Origin of the sequence: Pseudomonas sp. R4-35-07, from assembly GCF_003852235.1 — a bacterium.
In the GTDB taxonomy this organism is placed as follows: domain Bacteria; phylum Pseudomonadota; class Gammaproteobacteria; order Pseudomonadales; family Pseudomonadaceae; genus Aquipseudomonas.
Genome location: NZ_CP027732.1, coordinates 2,737,732 through 2,753,299 on the forward strand (window position 1 = coordinate 2,737,732; position 15,568 = coordinate 2,753,299).

10 protein-coding genes are annotated in these 15,568 nt (G+C 61.5%); 7 read left to right on the forward strand and 3 right to left on the reverse strand.

Annotated features, from left to right (window positions below):
• Positions 1-33: 33 nt before the first annotated feature.
• The 4 genes from C4J89_RS12515 to C4J89_RS12530 are packed head-to-tail and all read left to right on the forward strand — an operon-like array spanning position 34 to position 5,315.
• On the forward strand, positions 34-1,377 hold the full coding sequence (locus tag C4J89_RS12515) for a 3-oxoacyl-ACP reductase (RefSeq protein ID WP_124414580.1): 1,344 nt from the start codon (positions 34-36) through the stop codon (positions 1,375-1,377).
• A 3-nt stretch (positions 1,378-1,380) separates the two neighbouring features.
• Positions 1,381-2,289 (forward strand): MaoC/PaaZ C-terminal domain-containing protein, encoded by a 909-nt coding sequence (locus C4J89_RS12520; RefSeq protein ID WP_124414581.1) that lies wholly within the window; start codon positions 1,381-1,383, stop codon positions 2,287-2,289.
• A complete protein-coding gene (locus C4J89_RS12525) occupies positions 2,282-3,580 on the forward strand; it encodes an acetyl-CoA C-acetyltransferase (protein ID WP_124414582.1) in 1,299 nt (432 codons plus the stop codon). The genes C4J89_RS12520 and C4J89_RS12525 overlap by 8 nt, the downstream gene beginning before the upstream one ends.
• A gap of 31 nt (positions 3,581-3,611) precedes the next feature.
• A complete protein-coding gene (locus C4J89_RS12530; protein ID WP_124414583.1) occupies positions 3,612-5,315 on the forward strand; it encodes an AMP-binding protein in 1,704 nt (567 codons plus the stop codon).
• Positions 5,316-5,429: 114 nt separating this feature from the next.
• Here C4J89_RS12530 and C4J89_RS12535 read toward each other — a convergent pair whose 3' ends face one another.
• Together C4J89_RS12535 and C4J89_RS12540 are read right to left on the reverse strand one after the other, a co-directional pair.
• On the reverse strand, positions 5,430-6,545 hold the full coding sequence (locus C4J89_RS12535) for a Gfo/Idh/MocA family protein (protein ID WP_124414584.1): 1,116 nt from the start codon (positions 6,543-6,545) through the stop codon (positions 5,430-5,432).
• On the reverse strand, positions 6,538-6,744 hold the full coding sequence (locus C4J89_RS12540; RefSeq protein ID WP_124362660.1) for a hypothetical protein: 207 nt from the start codon (positions 6,742-6,744) through the stop codon (positions 6,538-6,540). Before C4J89_RS12540 ends, C4J89_RS12535 begins: the two co-directional genes overlap by 8 nt.
• Positions 6,745-6,924: 180 nt before the next feature.
• Between C4J89_RS12540 and C4J89_RS12545 the strand changes: the two genes are divergently transcribed.
• Together C4J89_RS12545 and C4J89_RS12550 are read left to right on the forward strand one after the other, a co-directional pair.
• The gene (locus C4J89_RS12545) at positions 6,925-7,977 is read left to right on the forward strand and encodes a YCF48-related protein (protein ID WP_177413028.1); all 1,053 of its coding nucleotides are present in this window, start codon (positions 6,925-6,927) and stop codon (positions 7,975-7,977) included.
• A 16-nt stretch (positions 7,978-7,993) separates the two neighbouring features.
• Positions 7,994-10,369 carry an RND family transporter gene (locus tag C4J89_RS12550; protein ID WP_124362662.1) on the forward strand — a complete coding sequence of 792 codons (2,376 nt, stop codon included), beginning with the start codon at positions 7,994-7,996 and terminating at the stop codon, positions 10,367-10,369.
• Positions 10,370-10,583: 214 nt separating this feature from the next.
• Here C4J89_RS12550 and C4J89_RS12555 read toward each other — a convergent pair whose 3' ends face one another.
• Complete coding sequence (locus C4J89_RS12555) at positions 10,584-15,062, reverse strand: dermonecrotic toxin domain-containing protein (protein ID WP_124414586.1); 4,479 nt, start codon at positions 15,060-15,062, stop codon at positions 10,584-10,586.
• Here C4J89_RS12555 and C4J89_RS12560 point away from each other — a divergent pair, their 5' ends adjacent.
• A complete protein-coding gene (locus C4J89_RS12560; RefSeq protein ID WP_124414587.1) occupies positions 15,063-15,434 on the forward strand; it encodes a hypothetical protein in 372 nt (123 codons plus the stop codon).
• Positions 15,435-15,568: the final 134 nt, after the last annotated feature.

Consider the following 15,568-nt stretch of genomic DNA (forward strand, 5'->3'; position numbering starts at 1 on the left):
ATTTGATCGGATTTACAAAGCAGGATTTGTGTTATGAGTGACCGCTACCTTTCTTTCGTCAATTCCCCCTGGGGGCGTCGCCTGGCCCAGGCCGTTGGCTTGCCGCAACCCTTGCCCCTGCAACGCCATCGCAGCGGCCAGCACGGGTTGGCCAACCCGGTCATCGTCGCCGGGGCAGGGCGCCTGACCGAGCACGTACATCGCCTCTTCAGCAACACCGACACCGTCGCCGCCACCGCGGCGACCGTCAAGGCGCCGTCGACGGTGAAGGTGCAGGGCGCGGTTTTCGATGCCACGCACGTGGCCGACCTGCAGCACTTGGATGAGCTCTATACATTTTTTCACGCCAACGCCAGACGCCTGAGCCAACACGCGCGCGTGGTGGTACTCGGCACCGCACCGGAACATTGCCAGGACTTGCCCCAGGCCGTCGCCCAGCGCGCGCTCGAGGGGCTGGTGCGCTCGCTGGGCAAGGAGCTGCGCCGGGCGATCACCGTGCAATTGATCTACGTGGCGCCGGGCGCCGAAGACGCGTTGGACAGCAGCCTGCGTTTTTTCCTGTCGCGCCGTTCGGCTTATGTGTCGGGGCAAGTGATACGCCTCCAGAAGCCTGTGGACAGTCACATCACCCTTCACTGGGACAAACCGTTCGCCGGCCGTCGCGCCTTGGTGACCGGTGCCTCCCGCGGCATCGGCCTGGCCATCGCCCAGGTGTTGGCGCGCGACGGTGCCCATGTGGTGTGCGTCGACGTGCCCCAGGCCCAGTCGGCGCTGCAGCAGGCCGCCGACAGTGTGGACGGTTCGGCATTGCCCCTGGACATCACCGCGCCGGATGCCGCCGCGTTATTGCAGGCGCATGTCAGCCAGTATGGCGCCTTTGATGTGGTGGTCCACAATGCCGGAATCACCCGCGACAAGACCATCGCCAAGATGACCGAAACCGCCTGGCGCAGTGTGCTGGCGGTCAACCTCGAGGCGCCGTTGCAGCTCAGCCAGGCGCTGCTGGACAACCACGGCCTGAACCCCGGTGGGCGGATTGTGTGCGTCTCGTCGATTTCCGGTATCGCCGGCAACCTCGGGCAGAGCAACTACGCCACGTCCAAGGCCGGGGTGATCGGCCTGGTGCAGGGGCTGGCCCCGCGTGCGGCGGCACAGCAGGTGACGGTGAATGCGGTGGCGCCAGGGTTTATCGAGACGCAGATGACCGCGAAAGTCCCGCTGTTGATCCGCGAGGCTGGGCGGCGTATGAATTCCTTGCTTCAAGGCGGCCAACCGGTCGATGTGGCCGAGACCATCGCCTGGCTGGCGCATCCGGCGTCCGGTGGGGTCAACGGCCAGGTGGTGCGGGTGTGCGGCCAAAGCCTGCTGGGAGCCTGAACCATGGACTATGTGACCCAGATCATCGACCCGCCACCCTCGCGCATCCAACTGGTGTTCGACGCTGTGCGTGGCTTGCGCAAGCCCGAGCCTGGGTCCGCGCCGCCATTGCCCAGGGAGCGTCTGGTACGCCCGGCGGTGGAACTGTCGAGCGCCGCCATCGCGGCGTATGCGCGTGCCTGTGGCTTTCGTCGCGAGCAAGGCGTGCCGCTGTCCTATCCCCACGTGCTGGCGTTCCCTTTGCACTTGATGCTGCTGACCCGACCCGGCTTCCCGTACCCGGCCAGCGGCATGGTGCATTTGGCCAATCGTATTCGCCAGCACCAACGTTTGCATGAAGGCCAGGCGCTGCGCCTGGAAGTGTTTTGCGAACGCTGGGTTGCCCATCCAAAGGGGCAGGCGTTGAGCATCGCGACCCGTGCCTACGGCGCGGGCGCCCTGGTATGGGAAAGCGACAGCCTGTACCTGCGCCGGAATGTGAAAAATCCCGTCGGGGAGCGGTGGGTGGACGCACTGCCGTTACAGGACGAGGGCTTGCTACGCACCCAGCGCTGGGTATTGCCCGCCGATCTGGGGCGCCAATTTGCCAAGGTCTCGGGGGACTTCAACCCGATCCATACCTCGGTGATGGGCGCGAAACTTTTCGGCTTTCGCCGCGCCATCGCTCACGGCATGTGGACCCTGGGCCGTGCGCTGGCGGCACAGCAGCCACCGGGTGGCCTGGACCACGCCGAGGCCCACTGCGATTTCAAGTTGCCGATCTTCCTGCCCGGCCAGGTCGCCCTGTGGAGTCACCCCGTGACCGGCCCGCTTCGGGAATTCGAAGTGCGCAATGTGGCCGGCGACAAACCGCATATGCGCGGGTTGTTGCTGTGGGATCAAACGCCTGGAATGAGAGCCTTACATGAGTGACTACAGCTTCAATCCGCCACCGACCCGGCGCGTGGCGATCATCGGCGGTAACCGCCTGCCGTTTGCCCGTTCCAACACTGTGTATGCCCATGACAGTAACCAGGACTTGCTGGTGGCCGCCCTGCAAGGCCTGGTGGATCGCTACAACCTGCACGGTCAGCGCCTGGGCGAATTCGTCGCCGGTGCGGTGATCAAGCATTCGCGCGATTTCAACCTGGCGCGCGAGTCACTGCTGTCGACCACGCTGTGCGCGCAGACTCCGGCCTACGATGTGCAGCAGGCCTGCGGCACGGGCCTGGAAGCCGCATTGCTGGTGGCCAATAAAATCGCGCTTGGCCAGATCGAAGTGGGTATCGCGGGAGGCGCGGACACCACCTCCGACGCGCCCATTGGCATCAACGAATCCCTGCGCCACACCTTGCTTGCGGCCAATCGGGCCAAGGGCATGGGCGACAAACTGAAGGCCTTGTTGAAGGTGCGCCCCTCGATGCTGTTCAAGCCGCTGCTGCCGCGCAATGGCGAGCCGCGCACCGGCCTGTCGATGGGCGAGCACTGCGAAGAAATGGCCAGGCGTTGGCAGATCAAGCGCCTGGCCCAGGATGAGTTGACCCTCGCCAGTCACCAACGCCTCGACGCGGCCTATAAGCGCGGTTTCTTCGACGATCTGATCAGCCCCCATCGGGGCCTCGCACGGGACAACAACCTGCGCGCCGACATCAGCCTGGAAAAACTCGCCAGCCTGGCGCCGGCCTTCGACCGCCAGGACGGCACGCTCACCGCCGGCAACTCAACGCCCCTGACCGACGGCGCTTCGGTGGTGTTGCTGGCCAGCGAAGCGTGGGCCGCCGCGAATGGCTGGCCGGTGCTGGCCTACCTGCGCACCGGCGAAACGGCGGCGGTGAATTTCGTCGACGGCACCGAAGGCCTGTTGATGGCCCCGGCCTACGCCGTACCGCGCATGCTCAAGCGCGAAGGCCTGGGCTTTGCCGATTTTGATTTCTTCGAAATCCACGAAGCATTCGCCGCCCAGGTGCTGTGCACGCTCAAGGCCTGGGAAGACCCCGACTACTGCCGCGAGCGGCTGGGCCTGGACGCACCGCTGGGCGCCATCGACCGCGCAAAAATGAATGTCAACGGCGGTTCGCTGGGCTGCGGCCATCCGTTTGCCGCCACCGGTGGCCGGCAACTGGCGGCGTTGGCCAAGGCCATCCATGAGCGCGGCGGCGGTCGCGGCTTGATCTCGATCTGTGCGGCGGGCGGGCTGGGTATTACCGCCATCGTCGAAAAGTAGCCCTATCCACAACGACAATAAGGACGCAGCCATGAACGCCATCAGCCTGGAACACACCGAACGCATCTGGTTGAACGCCTACCTGCCCGGCGTGCCGGCGGACATCGATGCCGCTATCGAGGCTTACCCCTCGTTGCGCGAAGTGTTCGTGGAACACCTGGAAAAATTCCGCGAGCGGGTGGCGTATGTCAGCATCGGCACGCCCATGACTTACGCCGACTGGCACATCCAGGGCAGCGCATTTGCCGCCTGGCTGCAGGGCCAGGGGGTGAAGAAGGGCGACCGCGTCGCGTTGATGATGCCCAATTGCCTGCAGTACCCGATCTGCCTGCTGGGCACGATCCTGGCCGGCGCGGTGGTGGTCAACGTCAATCCGTTGTACACCGCCCATGAACTCAAGCACCTGCTCAAGGACAGTAGCGCCGAGACCGTGGTGATCTTCGAAAACTTCGCCCACACCCTGGAAAAGGTCATCGCCGGTAGCAGTGTCAAGCGCGTGGTGGTGGCGGCCATCGGCGACCTGCTCGGCACCTTCAAGGGCGCGGCGATGAACTTCATCCTGCGCAGCGTGCAGAAGCAGGTGCCGGCCTTCACGCTGCCTGGCTCGGTGCGTTTCAACCAGGTGCTGAAACAGGGGCGGGCGCTCAATTTTTTGCCCGTCAGCATAAGTCGCGATGAGCTGGCCTTCCTGCAATACACCGGCGGCACCACCGGCGATGCCAAAGGCGTGATGCTCAGCCATCGCAATATTATTGCCAACCTGTTGCAAGCCAAGGCCTGGGTCGGTGATCAACTGGACCAGGACAAGCAGGAGACCAACGTCACCTTGCTGCCGCTGTACCACATCTTTTCTTTGACGGTGAACTGCCTGATGTTCATGTGCCTGGGCGGGCGCAATATCCTGATCGCCAACCCACGGGACGTGAAGCGGGTGCAGATGATCCTGCGCAAGGAACGCTTCAACGGGATCGCCGGGGTCAACACGCTGTTTAACGGTTTGTTGGAGAACAAGGAGTTCTGCGCGCGGGACTTTTCCGACCTGCGCATGGTGATCGCCGGGGGCATGGCCACGCACACAGCGGTGGCCAAGCGCTGGAAGGAAGTCACCGGCTTACCGATTGTCGAGGGCTACGGGCTGACCGAGTGTTCCCCGGTGGTGAGCATCAGCCCCATCGACATCAACCGCATGCGCGAGATGGAATTCACCGGCAGCATCGGCGTGCCCTTGCCGTCGACCTGGGTGCGCTTCGTTCGTGAAGACGGCGAAATGGCCGAAATCGGCGAGCAAGGCGAACTGCAAGTGCGCGGGCCGCAAGTGATGCAGGGCTACTGGAAGCGCCCGAAGGAAACCGCCGAAGTGCTGGATGCCGAAGGCTGGTTGTCGACCGGTGATATCGGCGTGATGGATGAGCGCGGCTACATCCGCCTGGTGGATCGCAAGAAGGACATGATCCTGGTCTCGGGTTTCAACGTGTACCCGAACGAAATCGAGGACGTGGTGGCGATGCATCCAGGGGTGGCGGAAGTGGCGGCGATCGGTGTGGAAGATGGCGTGACCGGCGAGAAGGTCAAGATCATCGTGGTGCGCAAGGACCCGAGCCTGACCCAGGAGCAGATCCTCGCCCATTGCCGGGAATATCTGACCGGCTACAAGGTCCCGCGTTATGTGGAGTTCCGCACCACCGAACTGCCCAAAACCACGGTGGGCAAAGTACTGCGCCGAGCCTTGCGCTGATATTGAAGGCGACTGCGATCAAATGTGGGAGGGGGCTTGCTCCCGATAGCGGTGTATCAGCCGACTCATGTATTGGCTGAACCACCGCCATCGGGAGCAAGCCCCCTCCCACATTTAGATTGAGTTCACTTCGACCCAGCGCTCTTCAAGCGCCGCCACACGAATCGCCGTCGCCAGCCGCTCCACCGCCCACGCCGCTTCAAAATCAGTGCCATCCGCACCTTGCCCCGCCAGCGCCATGATCAGTTCGTGAACCTCCAGCGTCTTCAACTCGTTGTACCCCAGCTGGTGGCCCGCCGCCGGGCTAAACGCGGCATAGCCGGGCAGGGCCGGGCCGGCGAGTAAGCGCTGGAAGCCATCCTGGCCGGCTCGGCACAGGCGCAGCTCGTTCAAGCGCTCCTGATCGAACGCCAGCGTGCCCAGGGTCCCGCTGATTTCGAAGCTCAGGTGATTCTTGTAGCCATGCTTGAGCCAACTGCTGCTCACCGTGCCGCGCGCGCCTTTGGCAAAACGCAGCAGGGCATGCACCTGGTCATCCACGGCGATGCTCTTGAGTTCATGGCTGCCTTTGAGGGCCGGTCGTTGAGCGTGGACGGTGTGGGTATCGGCGCACACGCTGGCCACATCGCCCACCAGGTAATGGGCCATCGACAGTAAATGGCTGCCCAGGTCCGCCAGCGCGCCGCCAGCGTGTCCTACCTCGCAGCGCCACGACCAGGGCGAGGCCGGGTCGGCCATGAAGTCTTCGCTGAATTCGCCCTGGAAACTGATGATCTCGCCAAGCTCGCCGCTGGCAATCATCTGTCGCGCCAGCACGATCATCGGGTTGTGCTGGTAGTTGTAACCCACGCGCGTCACCACACCGGCCGCGCTGGCAGCTCGACGCATGGCATCGGCCTGTTCCAGGCTGACGGCCAGCGGCTTCTCGCAATACACCGCCTTGCCGGCCGCAATCGCAGCCATGGCCATGGGGTAGTGGAGGTGGTTGGGGGTTGTGATGGCCACGACATCGACCTTGGGATCGTCGATCAGCGCCTGCCAGTCGGCGTGGGCCTGGGCAAACCCCCAGGCGCTGGCGCAACGCTGCGCGCGCTCGGCGTCGGCATCGGCCAGGGCCGTCAGTGTGAGCGTGACGGGCAGTTCGAACACCGCCCGAGCGTTGTTGAACGCCAGCGCGTGGGCGCGCCCCATGAAGCCTGTGCCGATCAAGCCGATTCCGAGTTCACGCATCGCCGTGGTCCTTTGGATTATTGTTTTCAGGAAGCGTATTAATGGAATAAATATTCTCAAAATTCAATAGATGGAATAAAAATTCATTATCCCGCATGGCGCCATGATGCTCGTTCCCACGCTCTGCGTGGTAACGCCGCCAGAGACGCTCCGCGTCCCATAACATCATCATTTGAGCTGATGCAGCTATATTCACCATGTGGCCAAACGCCGCCAGTTAACAAAAGATAACGTAGCGCCGATTGTCAGACGATTCCAAAGCCCGATAGGATGGCCCGTGCTTGCGTCAGGCGCTCTAGATTGCAGGTTTCAGAGCCCCGCGCAAAGCAACACGACCTAACAATAATAAATGGGAGAAAGGTCTATGAGTGAGCCTGTCATGGGTTGGGTTGTTTGCCGCCCACGCGCCGCACGCAAGCTTGCGTTGCTGGCCACAGCGCTCTCGCTGTTTGGCGCCGTTGCGTTACCCAGCGTCGTCCACGCCGCCAGCGATACCCCCGCCGCAGCGGTGTTTGCGATTGAGTCGCCCAAGGCCGCCAAAGGCCTGATGATTGACGTGGTCCACGCCGGCCAGCGCCTGGTGGCGGTGGGTGATCGCGGGCACATCCTTTATTCCGATGACCAGGGCAGCACCTGGACCCAAGCCAAAGTCCCCACCCGGCAGTTGCTCACGGCGGTGTTCTTCGTCGATGCCAGCCACGGCTGGGCGGTCGGCCATGATGCGCAAATACTCGCCAGCAGCGACGGCGGCGCCACCTGGACCCAGCAATACCAGGACCTCAAGCGCGAAGCGCCGCTGCTCGATGTGTGGTTCAACGACGCCAATCACGGCCTGGCCGTGGGCGCCTACGGTGCGCTGATCGAGACCACCGACGGCGGCCAGACCTGGGAAGACGTCAGCGACCGCCTCGACAACGAAGACCAGTTCCACCTCAACGCCATCGCCTCCATCAAGGACGCCGGCCTGTTTATCGTTGGTGAGCAGGGCAGCATGTTTCGCTCCAGCGACGACGGCCAGACCTGGGAAAAACTCGAAGGCCCCTATGAGGGCTCATTGTTTGGCGTGATCGGCACCGCTCAAGCGCAAACGCTGCTGGCCTATGGTTTGCGCGGCAACCTGTACCGTTCCACCGATTTCGGCAGCACCTGGGAGCCCGTCGAGTTGAACGCGGCGCGGGGAGCGCTGGAGTTTGGTTTGTCCGGCGCGACCTTGCTGGAGGATGGCGCCATCGTCGTCGTCGGCAATGGCGGCAGCGTGGTGGTCAGCCATGACGACGGCCAGACCTTCAGCGTGTTCAACCGCCCGGACCGTATCTCACTCTCGGCGGTCACTGCGGCCGGCAACGGCAACTTGGTCCTGGTCGGGCAGGGCGGCGTTCGCGTCGCCACCGCTGCTGGCGCCGAACCGCTCCTAAATAAAGAGCCAAAATAAGAAGAAGGCGGGAAATATGAGCAGTCATCACAACGATAAAGCGACCTTTCTTGAGCGCCTGATCTTCAACAACCGCCCGGCAGTGATCGTCATCTGCCTGCTGGTGAGTATCTTCCTTTTTTGGCAGGCGACCTTGATTCGCCCGTCCACCAGCTTTGAAAAGATGATTCCCCTCAAGCACCCCTTCATCGAGAAGATGATGGAGCACCGCAACGACCTGGCCAACCTGGGCAACACCGTGCGCATCTCGGTGGAAGCCAAAGACGGCGACATTTTCACGAAGGAGTACATGGAGACCCTGCGCCAGATCAACGACGAGGTGTTCTATATCTCCGGCGTCGACCGCTCGGGCCTCAAGTCATTGTGGAGCCCCAGCGTGCGCTGGACCGAAGTGACCGAAGAAGGCTTCGCCGGCGGTGAAGTGATCCCGCAGAGCTACAACGGCTCGCCGCAAAGCCTCGACCAGTTGCGCAACAACGTGCTCAAGTCCGGCCAGGTCGGCCGGCTGGTGGCCAACGACTTCAAGTCGAGCATCGTCGATATCCCGCTGCTGGAGTCCTACCCAGACCCGCAGGACCAGGGCAAGTTGCTGGCCCTGGATTACCGCAAGTTCTCCCATGAACTCGAAGACAAGATCCGCGACAAGTTCGAAGCGCAGAACCCCAACGTCAAGATCCACATCGTCGGCTTCGCCAAGAAAGTCGGTGATCTGATCGATGGCCTGGTGATGGTGGTGCTGTTTTTCGGCATCGCCTTCGTCATCACCCTGATCCTGCTGCTGTGGTTTACCAACTGCCTGCGCAGCACCGTCGCGGTGCTCAGCACCACGTTGGTGGCGGTGGTCTGGCAGCTCGGGCTGATGCACTTCTTCGGCTTCGGGCTGGACCCGTATTCGATGCTGGTGCCGTTCCTGATCTTCGCCATCGGCATCTCCCACGGGGTGCAAAAGATCAACGGGATCGCCCTGCAGTCGAGTGAGGCAGACAACGCCCTGACCGCCGCGCGGCGCACCTTCCGGCAATTGTTCCTGCCGGGGATGATCGCGATCCTCGCCGATGCCGTGGGCTTTATCACCTTGCTGATCATCGACATCGGTGTGATCCGCGAATTGGCGATCGGCGCGTCCATCGGCGTGGCGGTGATCGTGTTCACCAACCTGATCCTGCTGCCGGTGGCGATTTCCTATGTCGGCATCAGCCCGCGGGCCATCGCCCGGAGCAAGAAGGACGCGAACCGCGAACATCCGTTCTGGCGCCTGCTGTCGAACTTTGCCAACCCGAAAATCGCCCCCATCTCCATCGCCCTGGCCGTGCTCGCCTTCGGCGGCGGCCTCTGGTACAGCCAGAACCTCAAGATCGGCGACCTCGACCAGGGCGCGCCGGAACTGCGCCCCGACTCGCGCTACAACAAAGACAACAACTTCATCATCAGCAACTATTCGACCAGCTCCGACGTGCTGGTGGTGATGGTCAAGACCCGCGCCGAAGGTTGTTCGCGCTATGAAGCCATGGCGCCGATTGACCAATTGATGTGGAAAATGCAGAACACCGAGGGCGTGCAGTCGGCGATCTCGCTGGTCACTGTGTCCAAGCAGATGATCAAAGGCATGAACGAGGGCAACCTGAAATGGGAAACCCTGTCGCGCAACCCCGACGTGCTGAACAACTCCATCGCCCGCGCCGACGGCCTGTACAACAACAACTGCTCCCTGGCGCCGGTGCTGGTGTTCCTCAACGACCACAAGGCCGAGACCCTCGACCGCGCCGTGCATGCGGTGCAGGACTTCGCCAAGGAGAACAACAAGGACGGCCTGGAATTCATCCTCGCCGCCGGCAACGCCGGGATCGAGGCGGCCACCAACGAGGTGATCAAGGAGTCGGAGCTGACCATCCTGATCCTGGTGTACCTGTGCGTGGCGACCATGTGCATGATCACTTTCCGCTCCTGGGCGGCGACCCTGTGCATCGTGCTGCCGCTGGTGCTGACCTCGGTGCTGGGCAATGCGCTGATGGCATTCATGGGCATCGGCGTCAAGGTTGCGACCTTGCCGGTGGTGGCGCTGGGCGTGGGGATCGGCGTGGACTACGGCATCTACATCTACAGCCGCCTGGAAAGCTTCCTGCGCGCGGGCTTGCCGTTGCAGGAAGCCTATTACCAGACGCTCAAGTCCACCGGTAAAGCCGTGCTGTTTACCGGTTTGTGCCTGGCCATCGGCGTGTGCACCTGGATCTTCTCGGCCATCAAGTTCCAGGCCGACATGGGCCTGATGCTGACTTTCATGCTGCTGTGGAACATGTTCGGTGCGCTGTGGCTGCTGCCGGCACTGGCACGCTTCCTGATCAAGCCCGAGAAGCTGGCGGGGCAGAAAGGCAACTCGCTGTTTGCCCACTAAACGGCAAACAACCTGTAGGAGCGAGCTTGCTCGCGAAAGCGGTGGTTCAGTCAAGGATGTATTCACTGACACAGCGCATTCGCGAGCAAGCCCGCTCCCACATTTGGCCCGCGTTTCACCCGCTCTATACCTGCCGGCTGTGAGGCCGTCCGGGATCGAGCCCCTTCGCCATCGCAGGTACAGGAGCTCACCTGAGTTGTGTCGATACTTATGCTTATCCGGGCAATAGGCTCAAAAAGAGTTGCTGATCCAGCGGGGCAGTCACGGGGTTATAGAGGTCGCGCACGATGGATTTACTGTCTGCGCCTGCCTTCACGATCAGATCCTTGAGCGTCAAAAAACGATGTTCCGGTCGTTTCAAGTGGGCGGCGGTGTATTCGCCACCCGCGCTGGTGGGGCTGCTGTAGTGAAAATGCGCATACCACAATACGGTCTGAGCATTTTTCTCGCGCACGGCAAACTCAGAGACATAGTCCTTGGCGGCTGTTCGTTGCGGGCCATGCACCAGGCCGATATCCACCGCGCCGTGGCGGCGCAGGTAGTCGATGTTTTCTTGCCGAGGGCGTTGGGCCTTGTAACCTTCAATGCAGTGCTGCACGCCTTGCTGCCGGATCACACCGGCTTGCTCGCGCAGGCGTGCCACCGTTTGCGCTACCTCTGGTTTGCCCTGGTGAGCGGTGTGTATTTCATCGGCGATCGCCTCGATTCTTTTGGCCTGGTAATCGAGCATATCGCTCCAGTCACGAGGGTTGAGGTCGTCGCGGCGCAGTGGGTCCTTGAGTTTGCGTTTCTGGAATTCGATCGACTTTTCGATGGCCCCGACTTCACCGATCAACCTGTTGCCTTCCCCACGCAGCGTTGCAAAGGCGCGTACCTGAGGTGCGGGGGCGGGCGCTGCCGGTTTGGCGTCGACGATTTCCACCCAGCCTTCTGCGGGGTGCTCCATGAACCGGCCGCTGATTTGCTGGGTGATCGGATTGCGCGTGACAATAGTAGGAAACGGTGTGCCGGCCTCGGTCGGTTGCAGATCGCCGACCAGCGCCCCCTTGTCCCGTGATTTGAAGGTCCGCTTGGTTTGCGACACGGTTTTTATCGGCTTCAAGCTGGCCTGCCGAGGCGGCAGGAATTCTTCCTCGCGCAACAGGTTGGCCAGTTCGGTCTCGGCATTGCTGTTGGCGATTTCCAGGCGTTCGATCAACAGCGTCATGTAGTGAGGGCGGACCAGCGGTGAGTCAAGTTCCACCAGGGAGCGGCAGATTTGCAGGCGTCTGTTGTAGTGCTTGATCAGATTGTTCAGCACATCCTTGTGCTCGCCGGACGTGAACCCCTCGGTGGTGAGCAGATCTATGTGACTGTCCTCTATCGACGACATGGCGCGCTGATAGTTGTCATAGAGACTGAGGAGATACTGTTCTTGTGGGGTTTGAGCAGAAATCGTCAGATCGATGCTCAGGTCGGTCAATTTATCCAGCGACGCAAGGACTACATATATTCGGTTGTAAAATCTGCGTACCGGATCGGCATTGAGATATTTTGTGCGTTGTGAGGCACCGCTTTTCTGCAGCTTGACCATTTCTTCGAGGGTGTTCTCAAGGTCGGTTATAGCCTGCGCATGCAGTTCAGCCGCGGCAAACACGGTCTCCATAAGATCCTGCACATAGGCGGATGACGCAGGATCGTGTGCCGTCCTTTGCAACTCGATCAGCGGTTGCCCCTCATCAGAATAAAAAGACGCGTGGTAAAACGAGCCAAGGCGTTTGATGCGCAGCTCATTGGCGGCGAGGATAGACAGGTATTGATCGATGCATTTCGATTCGTCATCAAACTGATTTTGCACCGCCTTGAATTCCCGATAACGCTTGATCAGGTCTCGGCGCAGTTGCAATAGAACGTCAGTCGTCTGATGAAACTGTTCTTCGCTGATCTTGTAGTTCAAGCGTGCTCTTGAGTACTGGGTCATCCGGGCTGCGTGCTCAGCCACCAGCGACTTGTCTTCAGGTGATGAACGCAACTTGGCGTAGGCAACCTTCAGCTCAACATGGGCTCTTTCAAACTGCCGTTTGGTGTCATTCAGTGCGTCGTCGATAGGCATTACGCGCGTGGTCTCTTGACGCACGGCATCAATTATCCGGTTGAGGTCTTCCCCGATCTCAGTGCGCTTTTGGTCAATTTCCGCCAGCTTTGCCTTAAGTCGGTTTTTCGGACCGCCCCCTCGCAGCTTCAGCCCTTGATCCAACGCCCAATGCCCATGTCCGTCGGTCTTGAGCCTGAACCCCGGGTGGGAGGGTTTTTCCGGATGAATAATAAAAACCTCAGCGAACCCAGGAACGATGCTGACGCGAAACAGCAGGCCCGCCACCGACGCGTGCCACTGATGACCGAGTCGGTACAACCCTTTGTAGGGTCCAATTTCGACGGCTGAAGGTGCCGGCTCCGGCCATGGGACGTTCAGTTCACGCAAGGCATTGAGCAGTCGTCGACTGGACGAATCCCTTGCGGTGGAGTGAATAAAGTCCACCAGCGTCTTGTCGCCGGCGGGTGGTTCGGCCGCCAGTGCTATCGGACCTTGCTCGACAGGTACCGTCGGTTGCGGTGAAGTGTCGGGCTGCGCACGACGCAAGGCCGCGAGGATCAACGGGCGCTCGTTGTCGGCTGAACGCTGTGAGGGCTTGATGACCGGATGCTCCCCGGAACCTGCGTGCAACAGGATCAGCCCGATGTTAAGCAACACATCCACCCAGGCCAGTTCCCTGGCTGTGGCGTCATCACTTTGCAGCGCAGCGATATCCTGTTGGAGGCTGGTCGCCAATTGCAGCATCCAGCCTGCCAACATGGCCGGCCCCCGCAGCAGCGGCATGAGCAGGGTGTTGAACAGCAGCCAGCCGCCTTCCAGCAGGATCTTCCAGCGGCTCTCGGTATTGGAGACCGAGTCCCGGTCGGCCAGGTCCACCAGCGTCCTGGCGTTGCTGCCATACAGGTACTGACTCAGATTGCCGGAGGCCAGCGACTGCGCCAGGGAACCGTGAACCGCGTCACCGTTGGAGGGGCGGGCCAATTGGGCGGCTGGGGGCGCAGCCCATTGAACGGTGTCGTCTCCTTGGCCAAAGCGCAGGATATGCGGGCTGAGGAAACCACCATTGCTATAGATCGTCCGGGCGCCCTCCGGCATCCAGCTCAGTACACTGTCTTGCAAGGCGCCGGTCTGGGCAATCGCATCGAACAGCGCCTGGCGGGTTGCGAACTCCCGCAGCGCGTCCTGATACAGCGGTCGGTAGAGAATATGAGGGCCGACATCGCTGTTGCGAGGCTCAATGATGAACATGTTGTCGACGATATCCGCAGTGGTATCAGGCGTGCGGGTGAAAGCCAGCGGATGGATCTCTATGTCTTGCCCGTCGACAACGCGTCGGGGTGCATCGCGTTGCATCAAGGCCTTTACGTAGCGGTAGCCCAGGAACGTGAAGCCGTGTTCGCCACGAATCTTGTGTTCCAGCGCCTGAAGCGGCAAATGTACGCTCAACGCCTGATCGAACAGCGCCTCGCGACGGCGCGATTCGCTGCTGTCGCTGAGCAGCAGCTCACGGATCTTCTGGGGATAACGCTCGCCGATGTTGACCCGGCTGACCAGCCCGGGTGAACTGCTGAAAAGGCCCTTTTCACCGAGAATATAGTCCGCCGTCAGCCATGGCGGCAGCGGTGTTCCGGACGTGTCACGAAGGGTCATTGCGCCGTGTGGAGCGGCTGCCAGATTGTTGACCGCCAGCTCCCGAAGACTCATGGTCACAGCGCTCAGATAACCGCCGCGCAAATCCCCGACCGGAACATGAAAGGTCAGCTCCAGGTTGCCCGGTTCGACACTGGACTCGGGATGATCCAGGCGTATCAGCTCGCGCAGTGCGCGGTCGGTGAAATCATGCAGGTTTTCGATCCCATCGAGAAAAGACGCGCCTGCCGTTTGCCGGCGCAGGCGTGCCTGTTCCACCAGCAGCTGACGATAGGCAAACCGGTCACCGGCGTTGGCCGTCTGTAGCCATTGGGGCAGTGCCGCCTTGATCGCCGCCTGGTTTATCGGATCAGGCACGGGCGCCTCATTGAAGAAGGGCGTGGGGTCGGTTATATCGGCGAACAGTTTTTCCAAAGGTCGCACACCGTCATGGGTCGGCAGTTGGATGGCTTCGAGGTTTTCCAGCTGGTGATTCAGCAGCAGGGCTGCCTGGACATCGAAGAGATTGCCGTCGGGTTCATAGCGTTTGATGATGATCTTATCGACCAGTACCTGGCTTTCCAGGCGTTTCCCCCAAGCCTGGTTGAAGGCTTCCATTGAGGGGTACGCCTCGACGCTCCCGGAAGCCGCGCGCAATAGTGTCAAGTCTCCCTGCACCACCAGAATATCGGGCGTCAGCAGGCGTGTGGTGGTGCCGTTGGCAATCAGGCAGGTTTCGAGGCAGTAAGCATGGATAAACCCGTCTGGATGCGGCATGGCCTGTCGCTCACGACGGTCGGGGTAGCGGGCCAGGTCAAAGAGCGCGTGCTGGGCCGCACGGCGTGCTTCGCCCCACAGGCTGGCCGCACTGCTCAGGTTGCCGGCCAGCAGGTCACCCAGCCATTGCCAGCGGCTGACGCCGGTGTCGCTGTTGAGGTTCCAGTAGGCAGCCAGTGCTTCCTGAAAGTGGAGGGGCAGGGCGTCAGCCAATTGGACGATGACCTGCTCGATAACCCGCATGTCCGGTTCTTTGGGGCCGTTGGCTTCATAAGTCAGATGCCTGGGGGCTTGCTGGGTCAGGAAGCAGCGCCGCCCGTCCACACGGGCGGTAAAGTCCATCGGCGTACTGTTGGCCAGATAGTCGAGTGCAACATCCGTCAGCAGTTTCAGGTCCCAGCCGCCTCGTTGATTGGGTTTGGCGACCTTGGCCTTGCTCAGGTCCAGCAGCAGGGGCGGGTAATGCTCAAGGATGGACTGGTGCAGAACTTGTTCGACTACATCGTGCAGGGTCGGTCGGCTGGCAAACTGGTGCGCGACGGCGTCGGCCGTCAGGTTGCTGCGGTGGGGACGCGGTGGGGATGAAATATCGGGCATGGCAGATTCCGTTCTATGGATAAAGGGCTGTCGTTTTGGGGCCAGAGTGGCGGGTCTGCAATCAATGAGGGTGGTAGCTGGCTACCGCTGAGGACTAAAAGGGCAACGACTCGAGCACGGCA

Coding starts and splice junctions, on each gene's coding strand:
- C4J89_RS12515 (WP_124414580.1), top strand. CDS start 34: ATGAGTGACCGCTACCTTTCTTTCGTCAATTCCCCCTGGGGGCGTCGC.
- C4J89_RS12520 (WP_124414581.1), top strand. CDS start 1,381: ATGGACTATGTGACCCAGATCATCGACCCGCCACCCTCGCGCATCCAA.
- C4J89_RS12525 (WP_124414582.1), top strand. CDS start 2,282: ATGAGTGACTACAGCTTCAATCCGCCACCGACCCGGCGCGTGGCGATC.
- C4J89_RS12530 (WP_124414583.1), top strand. CDS start 3,612: ATGAACGCCATCAGCCTGGAACACACCGAACGCATCTGGTTGAACGCC.
- C4J89_RS12535 (WP_124414584.1), bottom strand. CDS start 6,545: ATGCGTGAACTCGGAATCGGCTTGATCGGCACAGGCTTCATGGGGCGC.
- C4J89_RS12540 (WP_124362660.1), bottom strand. CDS start 6,744: ATGGTGAATATAGCTGCATCAGCTCAAATGATGATGTTATGGGACGCG.
- C4J89_RS12545 (WP_177413028.1), top strand. CDS start 6,925: ATGGGTTGGGTTGTTTGCCGCCCACGCGCCGCACGCAAGCTTGCGTTG.
- C4J89_RS12550 (WP_124362662.1), top strand. CDS start 7,994: ATGAGCAGTCATCACAACGATAAAGCGACCTTTCTTGAGCGCCTGATC.